The sequence below is a fragment of the Moraxella canis genome (genome assembly GCF_034424565.1).
Classification (GTDB): Bacteria; Pseudomonadota; Gammaproteobacteria; order Pseudomonadales; family Moraxellaceae; genus Moraxella; species Moraxella canis.
Genome location: NZ_CP139961.1, coordinates 2145938 through 2171774 on the forward strand (window position 1 = coordinate 2145938; position 25837 = coordinate 2171774).

Genomic DNA, 25837 nt, shown 5'->3' on the forward strand with positions numbered 1-25837 from the left:
TAGATTCAAAATTTACCAAAAGGATATGTCATGGGTTTTGCCCATGCTAAGCCGATGATGACTAGGAGTAATTCATGGGAATTTATTTAACCGCAACCGGTCTTTATAAGCCTGCTTATCAAATCAGCAATGATGAGTTGGTGGCTACATTTAATACTTATGTCGATAATTATAATGCCGAACATGCCGATGCAATCGCAGCAGGCGATAGAGCTGCGCTTCAGCATTCCTCCAGTGAATTCATCGAAAAGGCATCTGGCATTAAATCTCGCTATGTCATCGATAAAAAAGGGATTTTGGATCCAAAGATCATGGCACCTATTTTTCCTGCTCGCAAGCTTGGCGAGGAGCTGTCTGTGATGGCTGAAATGGGGCTGGCAGCACTTAAAGATGCTTTGGCAAGTGCTGATCTGACGGCTGATGACTTAGATGGTATCATTTGTGCTTCATCGAATTTTCAGCGCTGCTATCCTGCCATTGCTATCGAAATTCAGCATGCCATTGGTATGGAGCATGGCTTTGCTTATGATATGAACGTGGCTTGTAGTGCGGCTACTTTCGGCATTGCTCAAGCGGTGGGTAGCATCAAAGCAGGACTTGGCAAAAAAATCGCTGTGCTAAATGTGGAGATCACCTCAGCACACCTAAATTGGCGTAATCGCGACAGCCATTTTATTTTTGGTGATGTGGCAGCTGCGACGATTGTTGAGGAATTACAAACGCCAAAAGGCTATGAAATTCTTGATAGTAAGCTCTACACGCAATTTTCCGCCAATATCAAAAACGAATACGGTTTTATGGATCGCAGCGAGTTTTTGGCGGCGGGCACCCAAATGTATGGCGACATCGAAGAGCCGGTCACTGATAAGCTATTCTTACAAGAAGGGCGTAAGGTATTCCGTGAAGTCTGCCCAAAAGTTTCAGAAATCATTACCACGCATTTGAGCGAAAATAATTTATCAGCCGATCAAATTAAACGCATGTGGCTACATCAAGCCAATATCAATATGATTGACCTGATTTTGCGCACAGTCGTGGGTAAAGATGCTGATAAATCCATCGCGCCTGTGGTTATTGCAGAATATGGTAATACCAGTTCGGCAAGCCCGGTGGTGGCATTCCACGAAACTCAAGAGGGAGTTGAAAGCGGAGATCTGTGCGTGATGTGTTCTTTTGGTGCTGGTTATTCAATTGGCTCGGTACTGCTTAAAAAAATATAAATTATTTATTAATTTTTAATTTAATAGATTAATTAATACGACCAAATCTAAAGCATCCCCTCTATCAGTTGGGATGCTTTAGATATTTTGCATATAAATTATATAAATTAATTGCAGTGGATGGATTGTTGTATTAATTAAAAATACGGTCAATAAATTTAGGTAGTGCCTTTATTTGCCAGATATTTATGCTTATGCTATGATTGTTCGTTTATTTAAAATTTTAACACAATATGAATCAGCTTAAACCTCACAATCCATCAATGGCGATTGTTTATCATTCAAATTATGGGCATACTCGCCGTGTCGCCCAAGCCATCGCTCGCGGCGCTGAAATGCTTTTACCTGTGTATTTGGTGGATATTGCCAACTTTGGCGAAGCGGACTGGCAGCGAATTGATGAGGCTTCATTAATTGTATTTGGTAGTGCTGTTTATATGGGCAGTGTGACCGCCGAATTTAAGATTTTTATGGATAGCACCTCAAAGCGCTGGGTGGATCGTCGGTGGCAAGGTAAATTTGCGGCAGGATTTGCCAATTCAGGTGGGCTTAGTGGGGACAAGTTAGCAGTGCTACAGCAGCTGTGTCTTTATGCCATGCAGCATGGCATGAATTGGGTTGGTCTGCCACTGATGCCGACGGGTAGCAGTGAGCAGGATTTAAACCGCCTCAGCAGTTTCTTGGGGCTGATGACTCAGTCTATTGATGCGCCCCCAGAGGTGACGCCTTGTGATGGCGATATTAAGACAGCCGAGTGGTTTGGTAATCACTTGGCGAAAACGATACTTAAGTTAGGCTAATCCATCTATTCTTAAAAGAGGCTTTTGCTTGGCAGGCAAGCACTCAAATAAGCATTTGTACAGACAAAAGGCATGGCGATCATGTCTTTTTTATTTTAGGCTTTTGGTTTACAATAGCCAGATGATAAGAATTTATTTTAATTGAGTGATTTATGAAAATTTATTTGGCAAGAAATCAAGTGCAAGCAGGACCGTATACGATTGAAGAGCTTAATACCATGTTGGCGTCTGGCGAGGTGGTGCTTGATGATTTGATTTGGCACTCGCCAATGACCACTTGGCAACGCTTGGGCGACTTGACCCAAAATCAATCCTATTATCAGCCTAATAATACACTGCCGCCTGAGCCGGCAACCTTGGCTGAGATCAAAGAAAAAACTGAGCCAAGGGGGTTTGGTGATAATGTGGATTTTAACCCAAATCACGCTCAATCAGCCGATAAACCTAAGCGAGTGAGCGTCGAAGAGCTGTATGGTAAAAAACCCGTTCAGCCAGTTGCCAATCCATCTCATCAGCAGCCTAATCAGTCGTCTGATGTCGTCGTCAGTAAAGATACGCAGGCAGTCTTGGCAAGCATTGGTTCTAGATTCATGGCGGTGATGATTAACTTTGTGCTGTTTATGTTAGCACTAATGCCTTTTTTGCAGCAATTTATGGCACTAAATCCCGATCCAGTTTTATTGAATACAGGTGATTTTGAAGCCCGCATGGCTTATGCCCAAGAGCTGGCAGCTCAGATGCCTGCACAGACGATGACGCTATCAAGTATTTTGATTATCGCCTATCTTCTCATCCAGTTTGTATTAATTGTCTCTCGTGCACAGTCGTTTGGTAAATTGGTTGCAGGTATTCGCACTGTGGACGCACAAACACTAGAAAAACCAAATTTTTTCAAACGAGTTGTGTTGCGTGTTGTGGTGCTATTTTTTATCTATCAATTAGCGAGTGCCTTGCCGATCGCGATTAATATGGCGCTGATTTTATTGATGATTAATTATATTATGGCAGCGCGCAGTCCGATCAAGCAAGGCTGGCATGATAAATTGGCAGGTACCGTAGTTGTAAAGACATCTGAAGTAAAATTTAAGAAAAAATCAGATCAGTGAGAGAATAATGACGCCAGAACAACAAGCGATTCTTGATCGAGTGCAGCTGCCTAATGATTGGAAGCAAGCACTTGCGCCTGCTTTGCTTAGCGAAAATATGGATAAACTGCGCGATTTTTTAAAGGCGCAATACAATCAGCAAAAAAACATTTATCCGCCAAAAAATCAAATATTTAACGCATTTCAGCTAACGCCTTTATCTGAAGTTAAAGTGGTTATTTTGGGTCAAGATCCCTATCATGGTATGGGTCAAGCCATGGGGTTGTCTTTTTCTGTACCCAAAGTTATCCCAAAGCCGCCCAGTCTTCAAAATATCTTAAAAGAGCTATCAAATGATCTGGGCGTACCCGTCAGTCATCATGGCGATCTTAGCTTTTGGGCGCAGCAAGGCGTGTTGCTACTTAACGCCACTTTGACCGTCGAGGCAGGGATTGCTGGTAGTCATCAAAAACAAGGCTGGGAAGAGTTCACAGACGCCGTGATTGAAGCCATTAATAATCATACCGACCGCACGGTTTTTATTTTATGGGGCAGTTATGCCAAACATAAAGGTCGATTTATTGATACTTCAAAACATTTGGTGCTGACCGCAAGCCATCCTTCGCCTTTGGCTGCAAATCGTGGGGGATTTTTTGGCACTCGACCATTTTCACGCACGAATGAATATCTGCAGCGCCATGGCAAAACGCCGATCAATTGGGCTCTGCCTCAATAGTTGCCACATATGATAGCACCATTTAATTGGGCTCATCATTCCAAGATCAGTTATGATCAGTATCACTTTTGGTCGATGGGTGATGTGCAAATGATGGATCGTGCTTTGGAAATCGCCAAACAGGGTGCTCGGCTTGGCGAGATTCCCGTGGGTGCGGTGGTTGTGCATGAGGGTAGGATTTTGGGTGAGGGCTATAACTGCCCAATTACTACCCAAGACCCGACGGCTCATGCTGAAATTGTGGCAGTTCGGCGCGCTTGTGAGCGTCTTAATAATTATCGCCTACCAAAAGGCTCTGTACTTTATGTGACGCTGGAGCCTTGTACGATGTGCTTTGGCGCCCTGATTCATGCTCGGGTGAGTCGTGTTGTGTTTGGTGCATTTGAACCAAAGGCGGGCGCTGTGGTCAGTCAGCTAACATTGCCAAACCAAGCCTTTTATAATCATAGCTTGGATATACAGGGCGGACTTTTGGCAGGGAAAAGTAGCGCCTTGTTGAGCGGTTTTTTTAGGCAGCGCCGCCAAGAAAAAAGAGCAGCCAAAGCCCAAGCCTAAAAATTACAATTCATCATCTATTAAAATATAGCCAAATTATTATGACTTATTCACAAGCAAACCTAAATAAACCAATCATCATCACCGTTGACGGTCCAAGTGGGGCAGGTAAAGGCACGCTCGCTTATCGACTGGCAGAGCATTTTGGTTTTGAGCTATTAGATAGCGGTGCGTTATATCGCATTGTTGGGCTGATGGCGCATCAGGCAGGACTGCTTGATGATGCCCCAGATGAGCTGGCTTTGTCTGACTTGACACAGTCGCTTGATTTGAGTTTTCTTCCAAATTCAAAAACCCGCGCCATTGATATCTATATCGATAAAAAGCCACTGCTTGATGATATCCGTAATGAAACTGTAGGCGGTTATGCTTCTATTGTCGCAGCATTCCCAAAAGTGCGTTCGGCGCTACTTGATTTACAAAGAAATATCGCTGATCAAAAGCCTGGCTTGGTAGCGGATGGGCGAGATATGGGCACGGTAATTTTTCCTGATGCACATGCAAAAATTTACCTCAGTGCAAGCGCTCAAGCTCGTGCCAAAAGGCGTGTTATCCAACTGACTCAAGCGGGTAAAGAAGCGAATTTTGATGACATCTTAGCAGACATCATCGCGCGAGATGAACGAGACGAAAATCGATCGGTTGCACCAAGTCGCCCTGCAGATGATGCGCTATTCATTGACAGTTCAAGTAAATCGGCTGACTTGGTTTTTGAAGAAGTCTTGCAATTCATCAATCAAAAGTTATCCCACTAATGCAAGTTTGGCATGGGATAAATCTGATTAAGCAGTGTTAGTTAAGCAATAAAACATAAAAAATACTACTCATTGCGATTTTAATCTGATATAATTAACAGGTTTACTGTATTTTTGTGTCGTCATTAAGTTTAAAACCAGCATTCCTTAATGGCGCACATCACTTGAACCGTACTGTGCTGGACAGGATACGGCTAATTTTAAGGTATTACTAATGAGTTTATCATTTGCTGAACTGTTTGAAGCAAGCCAATCAGAACAAGGTCTTAACATTGAGCGTGGCTCAGTGATCTCAGGTACTGTGGTTGCAATCGATAGCGATTGGATCACAGTTGATACAGGTCTTAAGTCTGAAGGTATCGTTGCTCGTGAAGAGTTCTTAAACGAAGCTGGCGAGCTTGAAGTAGCAGTAGGCGACAGCATCGACGTTGTGGTTGAAGCTGTGGACAACGGCATGGGTCAAACTGTGCTTTCGCGTGAAAAAGCGAAGCGTGAAGAAAGCTGGCGTGCGCTTGAACAGCTTCACGAAAACGATGAAATCGTTAAAGGTGTTATTTCATCTAAAGTTAAAGGCGGTTTCACTGTTGAGATTGGTTCGGTTCGTGCCTTCCTTCCAGGTTCATTGGTAGATGTTCGCCCAGTTCGCGAAACAACTCACCTAGAAGGTAAAGAGCTTGAATTCAAAGTCATTAAAATTGACAAACAACGCAACAATATCGTTGTATCACGTCGTGCCGTTATGGAAGCTGAAAACTCAGCAGAGCGTGATGAACTACTAGCCAAGCTAGAAGAAGGCATGGAAGTAGAAGGTATCGTTAAGAACCTAACCGACTATGGCGCATTCGTTGACTTGGGCGGTATCGATGGTCTATTGCACATCACCGATATGGCGTGGAAGCGTATTAAGCATCCATCAGAAGCGGTAGAAGTTGGTCAAGACCTTAAAGTAAAAGTTCTTAAATTTGACCGTGAACGCAACCGTGTTAGCTTGGGTCTAAAACAACTTGGTGCTGACCCTTGGACTGAAGTTGAGCAAACTTATCCAGTAGGTACCATCACCAAAGCACGCGTAACCAACCTAACAGATTATGGCTGCTTTGCTGAAATCGCTGAAGGTATCGAAGGTTTGGTACACGTGTCTGAAATGGACCACACCAACAAGAACATCCATCCGTCAAAAGTTGTTCAAGTTGGCGATGAAGTCAATGTGATGGTTCTTGAGATTGATGGCGAGCGTCGTCGCATCAGCCTTGGTATCAAACAAACTATGCCAAACCCATGGGCTGAGTTTGATAAGAACCATGAAAAAGGTCAAAAAATCAGCGGCACAATCAAATCAATCACTGACTTTGGTCTATTCATTGGTCTAGAAGGCGGTATTGATGGTTTGGTACATCTGTCTGATATTTCATGGACTGAGTCTGGCGAAGAAGCCATCCGCAATTACTCAAAAGGTGATACCGTTGAAGCGGTCGTATTGTCTGTTGATGCAGAAGCAAACCGTATCAGCTTAGGTATTAAGCAGCTAAATTCTGATCCATTTAACGAATACCTACTATCAAATGATCGTGGCGCTATCGTTAAAGGTACGGTAAAAGAAGTAGACGCTAAAGGCGCAGTTATTACTTTGGCTGATGAAGTTGAAGGTTATTTGCGCGTTGCAGACATTGCTCGTGAGCGTACCGAAGATGCTTCTAAAGTCTTAAGCATTGGCGATGAAGTAGAAGCTAAGATCGTTGGCGTTGATCGTAAATCTCGTAACATCAGCCTATCAATCAAGGCAAAAGATGAAGCGGATGAGCGACAAGCGATCAAAGAGCTTTCTAATACAGCAGCTGAAGCACAGCCAAAAACGCTTGGCGATATTTTCGGCGAGCAGCTGAAAGGCTAATTGCCCTAAGTATTGTTAAGCCTAATAAAAAAGAGCGATGTTAGTCATCGCTCTTTTTTATTGCAGTAAACTACTCAAATAGTAGTTGCAAATGTTTGAATGTGTTATGTATTAACAAAAAAAGCATTTTCTTTTTTTGTGTTTTAAGTTATTATTTTATTTTAAGGTTATTTTATAAAAGCTTGACTTGTGATTGAGGTAGGTAGTATGCAGGCGGTAATAAATAAATCTAATTTGATTTCAAATTTGGCATCAGTCTGCGAAGATTTAGAAGAGCGTGTCGTTGATGAAGCGGTGCGCTTAATGATTGCAATGATGGTAAATGAGTTGGTGCATGATGGGCGTATCGAGGTCAGAGGCTTTGGTAGTTTTTGTTTACATCACCGCTCTGCACGCATCGCCCGCAATCCGCGTACAGGCGAGAGCGTTTCTGTCAAAGCCAAAGCGGTTCCCCATTTTAAGCCCGGTAAAGCGCTGCGTAAAGCAGTGAATTCGGTTAATGACTGACTAAAAATAAGAGTTAATTATGCATATTATTTTAATCATCCTTTTGGTATTGGCATTCGCTTATTCTTTGGCACTTGTCGTTCTGAATAATCAAGCAATCGCTGTCAATTTATTATTTTCAAGCGTTGCAAATATGAGCTTAGGCTTGGTTTTGGTTGCAACAATTTTTCTAGGCGTTTTGATTGGAATTTTGCTTGCGCTTTTATTGTTTCGCGTCTTTCAAAATAAATGGGAAATCAGTCGTCTCAAAAAAGAAAAAGCTGCCATTCAAGCCGAACTTAGTGAAGCCAATCTTAAGTTAGCCCAGCAAGCTGAAGAGATTCGCAGATTGGAGCTTGAACATCAGCCAAATGCATCAACCTTAGCTGAATCCATGTCACCAAAAGTGACCAATGATAACTACCATAATCCGAATTTATAAATTAAATTCTTATCAATGGCGGCTTTTTGGTAAATTGCGAAAGCAAGTGAAATATGCTATGATTGCCGCCATAATTTTAATAAAAAGCCGTTATTTGCGGCTTTTTATATTGATAACAAGGATATCTTATGGCGATTACTTCACCCATTATTGTAGCGGTTGATAAGCATAACTTAAACGACGCATTAGCTTTAGCGGACAGCTTAGATCCGGCACTATGTCGTCTAAAAGTGGGTAAAGAGCTATTTACTGCATGCGGTACCCAAGTGGTCAAGGCATTTCATGAACGTAAATTCGAGGTGTTTTTGGACCTAAAATTCCACGATATCCCAAATACCACAGCACAAGCGGTGCTTTCGGCGGCTGATATGGGCGTATGGATGACTAATATTCATGCCATGGTCGGCACCGACGCGATGCGCTTATGTAAGACCCGCTTACAAGATGGCGGCTATGATACGCTACTGATTGCGGTAACTGTCCTGACTTCTATGACGGAGGCTGACTTATCTGAGCTTGGTATTCAGCGTCCGTTGAGCGAGCAGGTCTTGCATTTGGCGGGATTGACGCATGATTCAGGATTGGATGGGGTTGTCTGTTCAGCTCATGAGGCGCAGCTTTTGAAACGAAAATTTGGCCAACAGTTTAAATTAGTTACTCCTGGTATTCGCTTGTTAGAAGATGCCAAAGATGATCAAGCGCGTATTTGCACTCCAAATCAAGCACTGCAAAACGGCTCGGATTATTTGGTCATAGGGCGCTCAATCACAAACGCGCCTAACCCGAACGATAAGCTTCGGACAATCTTAGCTGGTATTTAATTAATTCAGCATCCACTAAAACTAAGCCCTGTGACCAAACAGGGCTTAGTTTATGATAATTGGTAAGTCTGCCTTATTGATAACGCGTTGGATCGGCGATCTGGGCATCCATAAAGCCTTGCTTGCGCAGGTGACAGCTGTCACAGTGACCACAAGCGCGTCCAGACTCATCCGCTTGATAGCAAGAAACGGTCAGTGAATAGTCCACGCCTAATGAGACACCCAGCTTTAAGGTTTCAGCTTTCGATAAATTTTGTAATGGCGCAATGATGGATAAGTGGTTGCCTTGTCTGCCTGCAACAGTGGCAAGGTTTGCCATGGTTTCAAAGGCAGCGATATAGTCAGGGCGGCAGTCAGGATATCCTGAATAATCCACCGAACTTACGCCGATGATGATGGCGGAAGCTTGTGTTACTTCAGCGACTGCGAGCGCATAGGACAAAAAGATCGTATTGCGCGCTGGCACATAAGTGATCGGTGCAACTTGATCATCATCGTTATAGATGATGGATTCATCGTGATCTGGTACTGATAGAGTCATATCGGTCAATGCCGAACCGCCAAGTTTTGCGATATCAATATCAATCACATGATGCCTGATGCCAAGTTTTTTGGCGATATTTTGAGCGGCGTCAAGCTCGCTTGAATGGCGCTGACCATAGCGAAAACTGACGGCAGTGACAGTATTAAATTGTGATTTTGCCCAGTATAAGCAGGTGGTTGAGTCCAGCCCCCCTGAAAATAATACGACGGCGTTTTGATTGTTATTCATATGATATTTCATTGGATAAAGTTTTAAGAAAGATACTCCAAATTGTTGCATATTTCAACTATTTTTTTAGCCAAGATTCTTTCATCAATACAAATGCTATCAAAGCATGATAGAATGAGCAGCCATAATTGATCTAAATTTGCTGTTCTGAGGGATGAATGGAAGTCGAAATTATCAAAATTATTCTAGCTTTTATTGTGCTGATTAACCCATCGGCAGCCTTGGCGATGTTCGTTAATTTTACACATGGATACAGCTATGAAGATAAGCGCCGTGTTGCGCGGATTGCCAGTGCGACAGTGTTTATCACGATTGCATTTTTTTCATTATTTGGTGAGACCATGTTGCGCGGTTTGGGCATCTCGTTGGGATCGTTCCGAGTTGCAGGCGGGATTTTGCTATTTTTGATCGCGCTTGGTATGATGAATGATGGAAATAATCCCGTCAAGCCCAACGAAGATGAGCTAGAATTATCTCAGCCTAAGGCAAAAGATCCAAGCTCTTTGACAGGCATTGCAGTGGTACCGCTAGCGATCCCGATGATGGTTGGACCTGGCGGCATCTCCACCGTCATTATCTATTCGTCTCAAGTGACAGGTGTTGTTGGGATGTCACTGATCATTGTTGCAGGGCTGTGTATCAGTATCTTGTGTTATTTGTCTTTGATGGCGGCAGGGCGGATTAGTAGACTGCTTGGAGATACTGGCTTAAATATCATCAACCGCATTATGGGGATTATTTTGGCGGCTTTAGCGATAGAAATCATTGTGGCAGGCTTAAGAACCATTTTCCCAAATTTATTATAATCAGCCAAACAGTTTAGACTAAAGATAGCTTTAGTCTTTTTCTTGGATGGGTGTTTTTAATCGGTCACGATTCGGCGACAGTTTTGCCGATAGCTCAGATGATATGGGTAAAATCCCCCCGTCCATCATATCAGCTAATACTTCAGCACAAAACGGCGCAAAGCTAAAGCCCTTAGATCCCATGCCATATAGACAAAATATATGGCTACTATTGGCAAGCTTACCGACCAAAGGGTGATAATCTGGCGTTTGGGCACGGATGCCAACCCGACCTTTAAAATTGGCATCTTTAGAAATATTTAAAGCATGGCAGTAGTTGGGCAGAGCTTGGCTGAATTTTTGGAAGTTGCTAAGATGCTCATCGTCATTGACCGTCGTATCTGTGCTATTGCGTATAAAGCTTGCGCCAAACAATAGGGATCTTGATTGAGTCTTAGGATCAAAAAATTCAGTGCTATAACCATCATATTTGATGGCGTTAGCAGCTTGAGTTGGCTGATGTGGATCGTCATTGTTGGTAAGGGCAAGCCAAGTGACTTGACCACGAATTTTTCGGCAATTAAAAAGCCGATCATCAATGAAATGACTGGCAAATCCTGCAGCGATCACGACTTGATCAAAGATGAAGTTTTGATCATTCTCACCATTAAATGCTGTCAGATCGACCCCATTTTCTTGCTCATGGATCTGCATGACCCTATAAGGGTGATGTATAAAATGATCTTTGAGCGTAGCAGCGATATTGGCTGGATATAAAATACCGCCCATGGGGATGTGCGCAACGATCTCTGTTTGTAGTAGGTCTTGGCTGAGTGCAGAGCTGTCTTTTTGTGGATGATGGGTGCTGATGAGTGATTTTGGATAATCATCAATCAGCGCCTGTCTTTTTTTGACCGTTTTTTGACTGGGTAATAAAAAATCAAGAACGCCAATATGGTCAAATATTTGTGAGTGCAAATTCATTGCCTTGTAATGGCGATATGAATACAAAAAACTGACTGTAGGCAGATGAGTGGCAGCATGATCTAACAGTGTTAATTTGGGTGCGAACAATGCACATGGATTGCCCGAAGCGCCCGTCATGATGGCATCAGGCTCAAACAAATGCACCTCATGCCCGCGACGGCTCAAGGCAGTGGCAGCGCTGACGCCACTGATGCCACCGCCGATGATTGCGATTTTTTTGGGCTTAAAATCTGCTTGATCATGACTTAGGGTGGGCTGATTAGGCGTTGGTGCTGTACACAGCATCTGCCTTTTTCGTCCAAAGCCTGCCGACTTAATCATATCAAACCCTGCATCAATCAAGCCGCGGCGTACAAATCCTGCCGCAGTAAAAGTTGCGACTGTGGTTTGGCTATGAGAAATCCGTGCCATCGCCTTAAATAAATCATCGCTCCACATGTCTGAGTTCTTAGCAGGAGCGAAGCCATCTAAAAACCATGCATCGATCCGCGCACTATGTTCGTGTTGATTATTGGCAATTTCATTCAGGCTATCTAAAGCCTCGCCAAACCATAAATCCAAAGTAATCCGCTCACTCAGATGTAAGCGGTGGCATCCTGCTAAAGGTAGGGGGTAACTTTCAATCAGCGCATCCACCCAATCACTTAAGCCATCGTCAGTACGCCATACAGATAATGCCTGTGCAAAATCATCACGATTGAGCGGATATTTTTCGGTGCTGATAAAGTGTAATCGAGCGGATTTTGGGGCTAGTTTTTGCCAAAGCTGACAAACTGCTAAAAAGTTTAACCCTGTCCCAAATCCAGTTTCAGCGATAATAAAACGCTGACCATCACTTAAACGACCAAATCGGTCGGTCAGCTGATTACCATTAATAAACACATGATGAGTCTCGCTCAAACCGCCAGCTTTTGAAAAATATATATCATCAAAATGCCGTGATGCGGGCACAAAACAGCCATTATGATCTTCTTTCCAGACGATATCAGCGGTTTTAAGCGTGTCTGTCATCATCTGCCTCGCTATGACTTAGGAAGGACTTGGATAAAGGGCTTGACATCGACATGACTATACACGCCTGCGATGATATATGGATCTTGTGCTGCCCAAGCTTTGGCGGCATGAATATCCTCAAACTCAGCCACCACCAAGCTGCCACTCATGGCAGGCTCTCCATGTGCGATGGGCGTGGGACCAGCAATGATGAGTCGATTCTGCGCCATCAGTGCGTTCAAGCGGTCAAGATGAGCAGGTCTGGCTTCGGTGCGCTTATCTAGACTGTCAGCGACATCGTGACCAATAATGGCAAATAACGGCATATTGTCTCCTTTGACTTAAAATCAGTGATTAAATATGGGGATGCGGCGTTCATTCAGCGCCGATCTCCAAGCGTCATCGTGCGCTTGCCCACCAACAAGCATGGCAATGATACCAAATTGATGGTGAGCCAATCGCTCCACTTTGCGCAAAATTCCACGATCAGGGGCGGTATCGGTATTGATCACTAAATAAATTTGCGCTGATAAGTGATGAGCGTCTGAAAGCAGCGCATCTATTTGCGCGCGCGTATCAATCACCCCAAAATCTTTGATTGCACTGATGGGAATGTGATCGTGGTAAGGTTTTTCAAGTGTGGCGATGACCAATCGATCGCTCAATACAACAGGTGCAGCAGTCGTGGGCGTAGGCGCTTGATAATCATCCGCATCAATGATGGTCTGGCTATAAAAATTCATCAAATTGGCATAATAGGGCGCTTTGATATCAATACTAAATTGTTGGCGAGCTCTCATGCGACTGTACAAATATGCCGCCAAGCGAGGCAGAACGCCATAAATCATCAGGCTTATCATTGCCAATAGGGCAAATTGTGCAGGCGTGTGATTTGATTCATTGGGCAATGTTAGCCCCAGCTGACTGGGGAGATAGCCGATGATATTTATCATACGATAAAAATGATGATCAGCCAGTAGTGTTGATTCCCAATGAAAGCTATAGCTTTTGAATAAAAACAAACCGAGCATGCCTAAGATACTGCCCATCAGCCCAAATAGCCAAGCTCCGTGCAAGATACTGGCAATCTGCCACCGCTTAGTAGGCTTGATCGTATCATTTAATACACCAAAACAAACTTTGCGAATGCTGGTATCGCCATCACTTAGCTTATCAAATAGCTTGTTTTTAAGGGTGATATGCTCCACCGCGCTGCCTAGCATCGAAGGGCGGTGGGGTAATGCAAGTGATGTCAGCCACCACACCAAAGAAAGCGTATGCCAACCTAATAAAGCCACCATCAAATAAAAAAAGTTAATCGCTTGAGAGCCAAGCAGACCCGCCACACCAATCAGTGCCAAGATAAAATAAAGCAGATAAATCAATTTAATGACACTTAAGACGCTATACTGTGCCTCTGATAAGGTCTCTATGATGCGCCCATCGCTGTCAATTTTTTGGGCGCGAATAAACAGTTTGTCAAATGCCGTGCCGTTTTCTGACTTGACAACTTGGGTGATGACTTTTGGGTCTTGAGCGAAAATATAATTTTGATCTTCAAGCCGTCTGATCACTTCTAAGTGCTGATGCGCTTTTATAGGATCGTCTGTTATCATGTCGCATTCTCACTGGTCGCTGGCGTAGGCTGTAGGGCGCTGAGCTCGGCATTGAGTTTGATCAGTTTATTTTGTAAGTCTGGATCGGTCTTGAGCGCTAATTGTTTATTGATTTTTTTAATTTGAGTGCGTAGCTTAGCTGCAGCGATCGCATTTTTGGCATGGGTTTCGTCAATTTCGGTATGTTGACGTTGGCTAAGTACATTCACCATGGCGGACTCGATGGTGCTTACAACTGGCTTTGCTCCTTGTTCGATGGTCGTAGCGACTCGATCAAGATGCTGATGATAACGGCGGCGCAGATGGTTTTGCTCTGTGATTCTATCATCATCACTTAATGTACGAAAGTGTGGTACGACATCAATGCAGTCCACAGGGCAAGGTGCCAAGCACAGCTCGCAGCCTGTACACAGATCGGTAATGATGCTGTGCATGTGTTTGGCGGTGCCGATGATGGCATCAACAGGGCAGGCGGGTATGCATTTGGTGCAGCCGATACAGTCGGCTTCTTGGATGGTGGCTCGCACTTCTTTGGGTCGATTGGTCAGCGGATCGATTTGCCACTGGCTTGGGGTGGCAGGCTTAGTAGGTCTGTTAAGTGTGTTTGCAATGGCATCAGTCACCGCTTGACCACCTGGGACGCACAAATTAATCGCTTCACCGTTCATCACGATGCCATGCGCATAAGGCAGACAGCCATCATGATGACCACATAAGCCACATTGAGTTTGCGGTAAAATTGCATCAATGGCGGCAATGGCTTGACGATCAGTGTCGTCTAAGCTTTGTAAATTTAACGGCTTAAATAAGATGGGTAAATTATCTAAGCGCTCTGTCGTGTATGTAATCATGGTATCTTGTTGATTAGGCGTTCACCACCGCTTGAATCAGTGAGTGAGCGATGGTGCCTTGGTTTGGAATGGGTGGCAGCTGATCGATATCAAAAAATTGAGCGTCGGCAAGCTCATTGCGCTGAATTTTGATTTGACCATGTTTATAATTAGCGATAAATCCAACCATCAAATTGCTTGGATAAGGCCAAGGCTGACTGTCAAAATATTGAACATTGTCAATATGCAGTCCCGCTTCTTCGAAGACTTCGCGGTGAGCCGCCATGGGCAGCGTTTCACCAGCCTCCACAAAGCCTGCAATCAAGCCATAAATACCACTTTTATGGCGATGATGACGCGCCAAAAGAATCTGTTTTTTGTGGGTCGTAGGATGCGTGCGAGTAATGGCAACAATGACGCAAGGCTGTACTCTGGGATAGGCGCGGTGACGGCATTTTGGGCAAATTTTAGCATGTTCGCCCTGGGGATGCGCAGCTGTCTTAGCGCCGCAGCGACTACAAAACTGATGATCATTGTGCCAACCGATCAGCATAATCGCGCGAGCCATCAAGTTTAGCGTCTCATCATCTATCACGGTCAAAAATTCACGAAAACTGATGATTTTTAGGTTTCTGATGGTTTTGGTGTCATAGCCTTGACCATAAGCAAAAATACACCCAAGCTTGATGGCATCATCTACAGTCATGGCATGACTGATCGGTAGCTGATCTGATGGACATAAAAATAAGGATTGCTCGTCATGCGTTTCTGCAAAACCCAGATGGATAGCTTCGCTTGGCGCGTCGGGCAGTTTTAGCACAAATGGCAGCCCATCGCTTGTACACAAAATACCATCGCCTTGGATGAGCCAGATTTTAGCCGTCATGATAGCACCTTGGCGCGCCATGCCGCATCAGCCTCGCTATCAGACTTAGACAGCGTGAGTAGATCTGCATACTGCGATAGATCATTAAATTTGGATCCGCCGGCGTGGGTGTCGCCACCTGCAGTGTCGTCATCATCAATTGCCATCGCAATCTGACCACCTGTCATCGCCAAATACACCTCAGCCAAAATCTCTGAGTCAAGTAATGCCCCGTGAAAGGTGCGATCCTTTTGACCGACGCCAAGCCGCTTGACCAAAGCATCCAAGCTGTTTTTTTGACCAGGATACATCTGCTTGGCGAGCGCCAGTGTGTCGGTAACTTGAACACTGGCTGCAAAATTGCTTAAGCCTGCACGGTTAAATTCCATGTTCAAAAATTTCATATCAAATGTGGCGTTGTGCGCGATAATCTCACTGCCTGCCATAAAGTCATAAATCTGCTGCGCAACTTCAGCAAATTTGGGCTTATCCGACACAAACTCATTACTGATGCCATGAACTTGTATGACCTCATCATCCATGGGCTTTTCAGGATTGATGTACACATGTAAAATATTGCCTGTAAATTTACGCCCAACCAATTCAACAATCCCGACCTCAACGATGCGATCGCCACCAACTTCATCAAAACCTGTGGTCTCAGTATCCATGATCAGCTGCCTTTCGGCCGCGCCTCGATTATCAGGCTTGGGTAAAATTGGCCAAAAATCAGGATTAGCGCGGCTGGTATCACCATCATAAGCAGGGTTTTGAATGGTGTTATATTCACCAATTTTTGGCGCTTGAGTGCGCTCATTCGGCTCTACTGATGTCATCTCATCGTGGGGCGGATATGGCGCACCTGAAAAACCTTGATCATAAGGCGCGAGCGGTTCTGCCAAATCCATCTGACCACCTGTCATCGCCAAATACACTTCAGCTAAGATCTCTGAGTCAAGCAATGCCCCGTGAAAGGTACGATCCCTTTGACCGACGCCAAGCCGCTTGACCAAAGCATCCAAGCTATTTTTTTGATTGGGGAAGTTTTGCTTGGCGATGACATATGTGTCAATCACCTGAACGCGATTTGAAAAGTCAGTCAAGCCAACACGGTCAAATTCCGCCTTCAAAAATCGCATATCAAACTCTGCATTATGTGCGATGACTTGGCTATCTACCATAAATTCATAAATAAACTGCGCCACTTCGGCAAATGTAGGCTGCTGCGCGGCAAATTCATTACTGATGCCATGAATGCTCATGACTTTATCGCCCATCGGTCTTTGGGGGTTGAGATACACATGTAGCACATTACCTGTGTATTTGCGATCAATCATCTCAACAACACCGATCTCGACAATGCGATCGCCGTCAAGCTCATACATGCCTGTCGTTTCGGTGTCAAAAATTAATTGACGCTTTGGATTACCGCGATTGATAGGCTTTGGTAGGATTGGCCAAAATTCACTGTCTGCACTTTGTGTATCGCCCGTATAATTGGGATTTTGGATGATATTGTGCGTGTAATGGCGCTCTGGTTTGGGCGTACCCACCATGAAATTTTCGTCATTTTGGGCTGTGGGATTGGGGGAAAGTTCATCTCCAAAACTATCCACGCCTTGATTGGCTAACTGATCTGCCATTTCGTTGCCAGCATGGCCGGCATGACCTTTGATCCACTGCCAATCAATGATGCGATTTTGGGTCAGCTGATCCAATCTTTGCCACAGATCTTGATTTAAGACAGGTTTACCATCTGCTTTTTTCCAGCCGCGCGACTTCCAACCGCTGATCCACTGAGTAATGCCGTCTTTGACATAGCCTGAATCCGTCCAAAGCTGTAAAGGTATCTGTGCAGGTGATACCTCCAACGCTGTGATGGCAGCCATCAATTCCATGCGATTATTGGTGGTGTCAGGCTCACCGCCCCACAGACGCCGTTCATCGCCATTGCAATACTGCAAATACACGCCCCAGCCGCCTGCAGATGCGCCTTGTTTTCCATTGCCTTTACAGGCGCCGTCGGTATAAGCGATATTAAGTTGGCTCATGATGCTTGCTCATATGATTTATAGTAATCGGAATATTATAAATCATTGCAGGGCTTTGTGCGAATTTTTTGGTCTGGGTTTGGTCTATGGAGAGCAGCTTTGAGTATGATATAATGCATTATTTACCGCAAATTATGACTATTTATGACTCATCAGCCCATGCTAAGCCATCGTTTTGACCGTTTATTTGAGACCAAATTTTTATATGCGCCCAAAACTGTCCAACACCAAGACATTCAAAGCATTTCTCAAGCCTTAGATTCGAAAATGCCGCTTTTTTTGGAAATCGGTGCAGGCAAAGGCAAGCACGCCATGCTATTTGCCAGCTCAAATACGGACAAGCATTTGATCGCCATTGAAAGAACTCGTGAAAAATTTAACGCATTCCAAAAACAAGCAGATCTAGGCGAATTTAAAAATCTCACTGTCATTCATGCTGATGCCATTGCCTTTTGTGTGCATTTTATTGCGCCCAATTCGCTTGATGGCGTATTTATTCTTTATCCAAATCCTGAACCGCATAATAAAAATCAGCGCTGGCTCAATATGCCGTTTTTTGAATTTTTATTATCGCGTCTGAAAGTTGGGGGATTTATCACGATTGCCAGTAACATTGAGTCTTATATGGATGAAGCGTGTCAGCGTTTGGACGAAGTTTGGCAGCTGCCTTATACCAAGCATACCATTGATCCTACCTCGGCACGCACGCATTTTGAGATCAAATATCTGGCCCGTGGTGAAAATTGTCAAGAAATTATCCTCACCAAGCCTGCTGGTTATCAGACCAGATTTGATCATGTGCTTGTAAAAGAGCAGGCTGTATGAAGCCAAAAATCGCTGTGATCGGTGCCGGTGCCGCTGGACTCATGGCGGCTGAAGTGCTGTCTTCATATCCTGTCTCGGTGCATGTCTATGATCACAAACCAACCGCCGCGCGCAAAATACTCATGGCAGGCAAGACTGGCTTAAACATCTCGCACAGTGAGCCTTTTGGGACTTTTGTGAATCGCTACACACCAAATGATTGGCTAACTGGGTATCTTGAGTCATTTCATGCCGATCAGATCGTTGCGTGGATGAATTCTTTAGGTATTAAAAGCTACATTGGCTCATCTGGCAGAATCTTCCCAGTGGAGATGAAAGCCTCAAAACTCATTCGCGCGTGGCTGTCTCGGCTGGATGGTCAAGGTGTTCAGTTTTATTATCGTCATCGCTGCACTCAGATATCAGGCAGGGTATTAAGCTTTGATAAACTTGATGCTAAGGCTGAAGTTATCGATTCTTTTTATGCTGACTATGACGCGGTCATCTTGGCTTGTGGTGGCGGATCGTATCGAGCGCTTGGCAGTGATGGCGCTTGGCAGCAGTGGTTCGATAAAGATTGCTTAACGCCGCTATATGCCAGCAATGTCGGCGTTTTGGTTGAATGGTCGTCTTTTATGGCGCCGTTATTTGGTCAGCCATTAAAGCGTGTTCGGATCAGTGTGGGAGGTGAGTCGCATCAAGGCGATGTCATCATCAGCCACTATGGGCTTGAAAGCGGGCTCATTTATCGTCTCAATCAAGCAATGCGCCAAAGCCAACACGAAAACGGCTTTGGGTTATCTGTCGATCTTATGCCTGATAAGTCTGTCGATGCCATTTATCAAACTTTAAGCCAAGCTAAAAGAAAGTCGCTGAATACCTTACTCAAAAAAGCGGGTCTAGATGCTGTCAAAATCGCTGTCTTAAGAGAATGCACGCCTAAGTCGGACTGGTCAGATGCTGTGAAAATGGCAAAGCATATCAAAAATCTAACGATACAAGCCACAGGCTTTCGACCGATGGATGAGGCGATTAGTACTGGCGGCGGCATCAAGCGCATGGCTTTAGATGACGATCTGCAGCTCATCTGTGAACCGGGCGTATTTTGTGCCGGCGAGATGCTTGATTGGGATGCGCCGACGGGCGGTTATTTATTAACCGCTTGCTTGGCCACAGGGCGTGCGGCAGCTTATGGCGTCTTACGATTTTTAAATATTGATCAATAAAATCATTAAGCTCATTGGCTTGTATCTTATGATCATAAACGAGCTAATCAATGAATTTGGCGACCAATGCTTCGCTGTCGGTGCGCGCATCGAGCGCCACAAGCAAAGCATAAGCACCAATGAACTTACGACTGATAAACATCATTTCTTTGGGCGGTAGGCTAAATTCGCGCGACTGCATGCCATTTTTGGCGGTATTCATCACTCTAGCATACAAATCGCTGCCTGACCAAATATATAAGCCTTGCTCATCAAGATGTGTAGAATGACCGCTATGCCGTTCATTAAGTGCTTGTGCATGAGCAAAGGGCTCACAAGCCATCAAAAACACTTCTGCCATATCAGACTTCGGCTTACCGTTTAGCTGATCAAAAAAATCATAGCCTGTCATGGCAGCCATCATCTTTTGCTTGTCTTGATGATAGCCTGCGCTGATTAGTCCGCGCGCGATACTCAAAAGATGATCGTCAAATTGCTTGATTGCCCCAAAGTCTAATAAAATCAGTTTATCAATGCCATCTTCATAGCGCACCAAATAATTACCAAAGTTAGGATCGGTTTGCATCTCGCCCCACTCAAACAGCTCGCGGATAACAATCTCAATGGCAGCTTGTCCAAGCGCATTTTTGCGGTCTTGGGGCAGGGTGGTGATGACAGGATCATTCAGCGAGACACCCGCCTCAAAGCTCATGCAGATCAATCGATTGGTGCTATAGTTATCATAAATCGTCGGTACAACATAACGCTCATCATCCGCCAAATAACGAGCAAAACGCTTGGTGGTCTCTGCCTCAAGCTGATAATCCACTTCGCGGTGCAAAAGCTCACCGATCTCCTCAAACCAAGCATCCAAAGCTTTGGTCTGTGGCACAGCATTGGTAATCTTTAATAAATGCTTAAAAATAGATAGATCAGAATCAATCGAATCAGCTACCCCTGGATACTGCACTTTGAGCACCACATCTCGGCCACTGAACTTATGCACAGCCTTATGAACCTGTGCCAAGCTTGCTGTACCTATGGGAGTGCGATCGATCTCAAAGTCGGCGACTTGTTCGCCAAGCTCTGCTTTGAGTGTTTCATAGATGACATGCCAAGACAGCGGAGCAGTTTGAGCATCCAATGTGTGCAGGGCATTTAGGACTTCTTTGGGTAGAAAATGCTCGCCATATAGCGCAAGCATTTGACCGACTTTGACCACTGAGCCTTTTAATTTACCAAGTTCACTCACCAAGTAGTCTGCTTGCTCTTGCATTAAGGTGTGCTTAGCGATCTGCCTTTCTTCTTTAGTCATCAAAAGACCGCTCATGCTAGACTTTGCCCAATTTTTACCGATATTTAAAGAAGTTTTTGCAATCGATAGACGACGTGAAAATGGTGAAGTTTTAAGTTTATTAAGTGGTTGGCTCATTGCTTCGATTGAATAAATAATAGTTGTAAATGGCTGTATTATAGCAAATTTCTGTTCATTTGACATCTGTCAAATCTGATAAGATGATTTTGCAAAATTAAAAAAAAGGATGGTCAAACCATCCTTTTTTATCAGATCAGCGCTTGATGGCACGCCAGCCGATGTCGCGGCGGTACTGCATTCCCTCAAATTGGATGCTCCCAATCGCTGCTAAGGCGTCTTTTTGGGCGGTTTGAATATCATCTGCCAGTGCTGTCACACATAAAACTCGTCCACCGTCGGTAACGATGTCATTGCCTGATTTTTTGGTGCCAGCATGGAAGACTTTTAGGCGGTCTGTTTGGGTGTCAAGCCCTGTAATGACATCGCCTTTAGAGCTAGATTCAGGATAGCCGCGACTTGCCAAAACCACGCCCAATGCCACTTGATCCGACCACTTAGCTTCACTTGGTAAATTCCCCATAAGACCAGCTTCGATCAGACGGGTCAAGGAGCTTTCAAGGCGCATCATAATCGGCTGAGTCTCTGGATCGCCAAATCGGCAATTAAACTCGATCACATAAGGGTCGCTTTGCTCATCAATCATCAGCCCTGCATACAAAAACCCTGTATAAGGCGTGCCATTGGCTTTCATCGCCTCAACGACAGGGCGAATGACACGTTCAATCACCTTATCGTGCACCGCTTGAGTAACCACAGGCGCTGGCGAGTATGCGCCCATACCACCTGTGTTAGCGCCAGTATCGCCCTCAAAAATACGCTTATGATCTTGACTGGTCGCCATCGGTAGGATGTTTTCGCCATCAATCATACAAATGAATGATGCTTCTTCACCTGATAAAAATTGCTCAATGACCACGCGGCTGCCTGCATCGCCAAATTTATTGCCATCAAGCATATCATCAATCGCATCGAAAGCCTCAGCTTCATCCATGGCGACGATCACGCCTTTACCAGCTGCTAAGCCATCTGCTTTAATGACGATGGGCGCGCCTTTTTCACGCACATAGTTCTTGGCGGCTTCAACTTCTGTAAAGACTTGATAATACGCCGTGGGGATGCCATGTTTTTGCATGAATTCTTTAGCAAATGCTTTTGAGCCTTCAAGCTGAGCGCAGTATTTGGTCGGACCCCAAACGGCAATGTCTGCCTTGCGCAAATCATCTACCACGCCAGCGACCAGTGGCGCCTCAGGTCCGACAACCACAAACTTAATCTCATGCGTTTGACAAAATTCAATCAGCGCATCATGATCGGCAACATCCAGATCAATATTTTGTAGTTTTGGCTCAATATCAGTGCCAGCATTACCGCGCGCAACATAGACGGTTTTGACTTCATCATCTTTTGCACAAGCCCAAGCCAAAGCGTGCTCACGACCCCCTGTGCCAAGTACCAAAATATTCATCATTCCCCCAGTGATTTGTTAAGAAATTGGCGCTTATTGTAACAAAAATTTGACAGATCGCCAATGAAGTTATGAAAAAAAGCGCCAGTTGTTTTGGCGCGTGATGGTTAGGCGATATGGATGGTGTATGACTCTGCATCGAGCCGAGCGATGAGCGTATCACCGCTGACGAGCCTGCCAACACCTTTGGGCGTGCCTGTATAAACGATGTCGCCTTGACGCAAGCCAAACTTTTCATGCAAAAAATTTAATTGATAAGCGATATCAAATAAAAGCTTATTGGTACTATCATCTTGACGGATATCACCATTGACCGTCAGCGATATCTGATGCGTTGTTGGTATGCCTTTGGTCAAAATGGATAACCACGCACCATCACGAAAGCCTTTGGCGGTCGTCCATGGCATGCCTTTGGCTTTTAGATGACTTTGGACGTCACGCGCTGTCAAATCAAGCCCAATGCCATATCCTAAAATACAGCTTAGGTCGGGCGTTTGGTCGTCCGCCACATCTTCACCGATATATATTACCAGTTCAACTTCGTGATGGATATCCTCTGAATAATTTGGCAGTCTTAAAGTGTCATCTGTACTCAAAGCTGTGGTCGGCTTTAAAAAGACCAAAGGCTCACCAGTAGGCACATTGCCAAGCTCACTGATATGCTCAGCATAGCTACGACCAATGCAGTAAATGTTATTGACAGGGGCGGTGCTACCATCTTTAAATATGACGTGCTTCATAAAAATCCTCAACGGTTTTGTCGGCAGTTTTTACCAAATTATAGTAGCAACATTCATCCATCAAATCAATCTTCAATTACCCAGATGAGCCATTAAGATCATCAAAAACTATGAGCGGCAATGATCACTGATCAGTCCCGCCAAATAAGGGTGGTAATAGGCTGGTAAATCATGCCCCATGCCGCTGACCAGCACAAAGCGAGCGTTTGGGATGACTTTAGCAAGAAATCTGCCATGGCTTGGCGCGACCAAACCGTCTTTGTCGCCATGAATGACCAACGTATTCGCGCGGATCTGCTTGGTGAAGCGCAATATCGAACCTGATGCCAAAATGGCGGTCAGCTGCTGCGAGACGCCCAATGGATGAAAATTTCTTTGGTAGCGCTTTTCAGCGATGGCGCGCGTCCCTTTGATGTCTAAATGCCCAGGCGATCCGACCGCCGTCATAAACCATACGCTATGACGCACCATATCTCTTTCAGAATGACTTTCGGGGCGACGGACAAATGTCATAAACTGCTTGGGATTTGGCGGTCTTAAAAATGCCCGATTGGATGTAGAAAATAGCAGTGATAAATTTTTGATATATTTGGGATAACGCGCTGCGACGATTTGTGCGATCATGCCACCCATCGAAGCTCCAACAAGATTGACATCGCTAAGCTGCATGGTCTTGATCAGCCGTGCCACATCTTCTGCCATATCCGTCAGCGTATAGGCGACTTGCTCTGAGCGATTGGAAAGACCTGCCTGCATTTTTAGCATCATTTTGAAGGTGTTCAGTCTGGGCAGCCCATCAATTTGGATTTTGCTTGATAAGCCTGTATCACGATTATCAAAGCGTATGACAAAAAATCCAGCATCCATAAACAGTTTTAAAAATTGGTCAGACCAAAACATCATCTGTGAGCCAAGACCTGTAATAAAGATCATCGGTGGGTGCATGGGGTTGCCACCCGCTTCCACACAAAGCTCAATGCCTTCACCGATATCAATGATGGCTTGAAGCAGATGTTCTGACAGATCAGAAGGATACCAGTGAATATCCCCAAATCTTTGCCAGCTATCAGGCGGTGTCATAGGGCGATTGGTGCTCATGATGGCTTAGATTTCTACCATTTCAAAGTCTTCTTTGCCAACCCCGCACTCAGGGCAAAGCCAGTCATCAGGCACATCTTCCCAACGCGTACCCGGCGCAAGCCCTTCTTCAGGGCAGCCCAGCGCTTCGTCATAAATCCAGCCGCATACGATACATTGATATTTTTTCATAATCACCTTTGACCTTGAAAAGTCCACCAAATCCCATAAAGATTTGGTCATTGGGTAAATAAAATATCCAATTAGTTTACAGATGTATCGAATTTTTGCAAGTAAAATTTGTGATTTATGAAAATAATTTGATCAAATCACAAATTTTTGCACAAAAAAGCCAAGCGGATCATTTAGCTTAAATAACTAAAAGCGTGCCAAAATCAGCGATCCAAAAGCTGCTTGGCAAGCGTTTGTCTTGCACCAATAAACCCTTCAATGCCTTTGAGTAGGAGTGCATTAAGCGGATGATCATCTTGCTTAGCCATAAAGCTGCTTTGGCTTAAAGGCTCAGGCTTTTCGATGATTGAATCGCTTGGTGTTAGCATGCGTGAGACCTTTTGACTGCTTTGAGAGAGCTCATCTAATAAAGCAGGGGAAATGGTTAAAAGATCACATCCTGCCAGTGCGATGATTTGATCAATGCTGCGAAAACTGGCGCCCATCACTTGTGTGGCATAGCCATGTGATTTATAAAATTGATAAATATGTTTCACAGAATTGACACCCATATCTTCGCTGACAGGGATGGATTCGCGGCTTTCGTGCGCTTTTTGCCAATCGGTGATGCGCCCAACAAAAGGAGAGATCAAAGTCACGCCAGCGTCGGCACAAGCGCGCGCTTGGATATCGGTAAATAATAAAGTCAAATTGCAATGAATGCCTTGTTTTTCAAGGAGTTGGGCAGCCTGAATGCCTTCATAAGTAGCTGCAATTTTGATCAGTACACGATTAGGATCTACCCCAGCAGCGGCATAGCGATCGATATAGTCAAGCGCCTTATCGACCGTGCCTTGAGTGTCAAACGACAAACGCGCATCCACTTCTGTTGAGACGCGCCCTGAAATGCGCTCACTGATTTGCGCGCCAAGCAGTACGGTGAGTGTATCAATGGCAGCGTCCACATCCATCCCTTGAATTTGCTGTAGCAGCTCAGCATTTTCGCCACCACTAAAAGCGGCGGTAATTAAACTGGGATTGGTGGTAGCATCGACAGGCTTTAGCCGTGCGATGGCGCCCAAATCGCCTGTATCGGCGACGATGGTGGTGTATTGTGCTAATTGTTCTAAGCTGTTCATTTTGGTCTCTGATTTGTTGTCAAGTTTGCCACAAATTAGCACACTTGACGATATTTGGCTAGAAATTTTTGGTGGTGTCATCTAAATTTCATCTAAAAATTATTCGATATCAGATATAAAATAAAGTTTGATAAAATCACTACAACTAAGCTTTAAAATCGTGTATCATTA

25 protein-coding genes and 2 pseudogenes are annotated in these 25837 nt (G+C 44.6%); 13 read left to right on the forward strand and 14 right to left on the reverse strand.

The genetic code is table 11. The features are described from left to right. The first annotated feature begins 74 nt into the window (after positions 1-74). From U0021_RS09730 to pyrF, 10 genes are all read left to right on the forward strand, one after another. Positions 75-1220: a beta-ketoacyl-ACP synthase III gene (locus U0021_RS09730; RefSeq protein WP_114799936.1), complete on the forward strand. Its 1146-nt coding sequence runs from the start codon at positions 75-77 to the stop codon at positions 1218-1220. A 233-nt stretch (positions 1221-1453) separates the two neighbouring features. Beyond that, positions 1454-2020: a flavodoxin family protein gene (locus U0021_RS09735; protein ID WP_078256227.1), complete on the forward strand. Its 567-nt coding sequence runs from the start codon at positions 1454-1456 to the stop codon at positions 2018-2020. Between the two features lie 152 nt (positions 2021-2172). Further along, entirely contained in the window at positions 2173-3126 is a 954-nt protein-coding gene (locus U0021_RS09740) for an RDD family protein (protein ID WP_114799937.1), read from the forward strand. 7 nt (positions 3127-3133) lie between these two features. After that, positions 3134-3841 (forward strand): uracil-DNA glycosylase, encoded by a 708-nt coding sequence (gene ung / locus U0021_RS09745; RefSeq protein WP_114799938.1) that lies wholly within the window; start codon positions 3134-3136, stop codon positions 3839-3841. 75 nt (positions 3842-3916) lie between these two features. After that, positions 3917-4396 (forward strand): tRNA adenosine(34) deaminase TadA, encoded by a 480-nt coding sequence (gene tadA, locus U0021_RS09750; protein WP_227538668.1) that lies wholly within the window; start codon positions 3917-3919, stop codon positions 4394-4396. 41 nt (positions 4397-4437) lie between these two features. Further along, positions 4438-5151, forward strand: coding sequence for a (d)CMP kinase (cmk, locus tag U0021_RS09755; protein ID WP_114799940.1), 714 nt, complete (start codon positions 4438-4440; stop codon positions 5149-5151). Positions 5152-5365: 214 nt separating this feature from the next. Further along, positions 5366-7042, forward strand: a complete 1677-nt coding sequence (rpsA, locus tag U0021_RS09760; protein WP_114799941.1) for a 30S ribosomal protein S1 — start codon at positions 5366-5368, stop codon at positions 7040-7042. 207 nt (positions 7043-7249) lie between these two features. Beyond that, complete coding sequence (locus tag U0021_RS09765; protein ID WP_114799942.1) at positions 7250-7549, forward strand: HU family DNA-binding protein; 300 nt, start codon at positions 7250-7252, stop codon at positions 7547-7549. Positions 7550-7568: 19 nt separating this feature from the next. Further along, the gene (locus U0021_RS09770) at positions 7569-7970 is read left to right on the forward strand and encodes a lipopolysaccharide assembly protein LapA domain-containing protein (protein ID WP_114799943.1); all 402 of its coding nucleotides are present in this window, start codon (positions 7569-7571) and stop codon (positions 7968-7970) included. Between the two features lie 128 nt (positions 7971-8098). Next, a complete protein-coding gene (gene pyrF / locus U0021_RS09775; protein WP_114799944.1) occupies positions 8099-8791 on the forward strand; it encodes an orotidine-5'-phosphate decarboxylase in 693 nt (230 codons plus the stop codon). 73 nt (positions 8792-8864) lie between these two features. Here the strand turns inward: pyrF and queC are convergent, their stop codons facing one another. Then, on the reverse strand, positions 8865-9563 hold the full coding sequence (gene queC, locus U0021_RS09780; RefSeq protein ID WP_049235953.1) for a 7-cyano-7-deazaguanine synthase QueC: 699 nt from the start codon (positions 9561-9563) through the stop codon (positions 8865-8867). Between the two features lie 158 nt (positions 9564-9721). Here queC and U0021_RS09785 point away from each other — a divergent pair, with 158 nt between their 5' ends. Then, entirely contained in the window at positions 9722-10369 is a 648-nt protein-coding gene (locus tag U0021_RS09785) for a MarC family protein (RefSeq protein ID WP_114799945.1), read from the forward strand. Positions 10370-10399: 30 nt separating this feature from the next. Here U0021_RS09785 and mnmD read toward each other — a convergent pair whose 3' ends face one another. The 7 genes and pseudogenes from mnmD to rnhA form a co-directional block, all read right to left on the reverse strand. Next, positions 10400-12346, reverse strand: coding sequence for a tRNA (5-methylaminomethyl-2-thiouridine)(34)-methyltransferase MnmD (mnmD, locus tag U0021_RS09790; RefSeq protein WP_114799983.1), 1947 nt, complete (start codon positions 12344-12346; stop codon positions 10400-10402). Positions 12347-12357: 11 nt separating this feature from the next. After that, a complete protein-coding gene (locus tag U0021_RS09795; RefSeq protein ID WP_078256237.1) occupies positions 12358-12654 on the reverse strand; it encodes a YciI family protein in 297 nt (98 codons plus the stop codon). Between the two features lie 21 nt (positions 12655-12675). After that, complete coding sequence (locus tag U0021_RS09800; protein ID WP_114799946.1) at positions 12676-13944, reverse strand: DUF2868 domain-containing protein; 1269 nt, start codon at positions 13942-13944, stop codon at positions 12676-12678. Further along, complete coding sequence (locus U0021_RS09805; protein ID WP_114799947.1) at positions 13941-14795, reverse strand: RnfABCDGE type electron transport complex subunit B; 855 nt, start codon at positions 14793-14795, stop codon at positions 13941-13943. The genes U0021_RS09800 and U0021_RS09805 overlap by 4 nt, the downstream gene beginning before the upstream one ends. A 13-nt stretch (positions 14796-14808) precedes the next feature. After that, the gene (gene nudC / locus U0021_RS09810) at positions 14809-15660 is read right to left on the reverse strand and encodes an NAD(+) diphosphatase (protein ID WP_114799948.1); all 852 of its coding nucleotides are present in this window, start codon (positions 15658-15660) and stop codon (positions 14809-14811) included. Continuing rightward, positions 15657-16424: pseudogene (dnaQ, locus tag U0021_RS09815) on the reverse strand (DNA polymerase III subunit epsilon); the annotation flags it as partial. The pseudogene dnaQ and the gene nudC, both read right to left, overlap by 4 nt. Before the next feature lie 171 nt (positions 16425-16595). Next, a pseudogene (gene rnhA / locus U0021_RS09820) lies at positions 16596-17690 on the reverse strand (ribonuclease HI); the annotation flags it as partial. A 144-nt stretch (positions 17691-17834) separates the two neighbouring features. Between rnhA and trmB the strand changes: the two are divergent. Both trmB and U0021_RS09830 read left to right on the forward strand, forming a co-directional pair. After that, positions 17835-18515 (forward strand): tRNA (guanine(46)-N(7))-methyltransferase TrmB, encoded by a 681-nt coding sequence (gene trmB / locus U0021_RS09825; protein WP_114799949.1) that lies wholly within the window; start codon positions 17835-17837, stop codon positions 18513-18515. Then, entirely contained in the window at positions 18512-19720 is a 1209-nt protein-coding gene (locus tag U0021_RS09830; RefSeq protein WP_114799950.1) for a TIGR03862 family flavoprotein, read from the forward strand. Before trmB ends, U0021_RS09830 begins: the two co-directional genes overlap by 4 nt. Positions 19721-19763: 43 nt before the next feature. Here U0021_RS09830 and U0021_RS09835 read toward each other — a convergent pair whose 3' ends face one another. The 6 genes from U0021_RS09835 to U0021_RS09860 form a co-directional block, all read right to left on the reverse strand. Continuing rightward, complete coding sequence (locus U0021_RS09835) at positions 19764-21131, reverse strand: ABC1 kinase family protein (protein WP_114799951.1); 1368 nt, start codon at positions 21129-21131, stop codon at positions 19764-19766. Positions 21132-21267: 136 nt separating this feature from the next. Then, entirely contained in the window at positions 21268-22539 is a 1272-nt protein-coding gene (gene purD / locus U0021_RS09840; RefSeq protein ID WP_114799952.1) for a phosphoribosylamine--glycine ligase, read from the reverse strand. A 107-nt stretch (positions 22540-22646) separates the two neighbouring features. Beyond that, positions 22647-23279, reverse strand: a complete 633-nt coding sequence (locus tag U0021_RS09845) for a fumarylacetoacetate hydrolase family protein (RefSeq protein WP_114799953.1) — start codon at positions 23277-23279, stop codon at positions 22647-22649. Between the two features lie 108 nt (positions 23280-23387). Beyond that, on the reverse strand, positions 23388-24377 hold the full coding sequence (locus U0021_RS09850) for an alpha/beta fold hydrolase (RefSeq protein ID WP_078256246.1): 990 nt from the start codon (positions 24375-24377) through the stop codon (positions 23388-23390). Between the two features lie 6 nt (positions 24378-24383). Further along, positions 24384-24548 carry a rubredoxin gene (gene rd / locus U0021_RS09855; protein ID WP_003658257.1) on the reverse strand — a complete coding sequence of 55 codons (165 nt, stop codon included), beginning with the start codon at positions 24546-24548 and terminating at the stop codon, positions 24384-24386. Between the two features lie 203 nt (positions 24549-24751). After that, on the reverse strand, positions 24752-25666 hold the full coding sequence (locus tag U0021_RS09860; protein ID WP_078256247.1) for a transaldolase: 915 nt from the start codon (positions 25664-25666) through the stop codon (positions 24752-24754). Positions 25667-25837 lie beyond the last annotated feature (171 nt).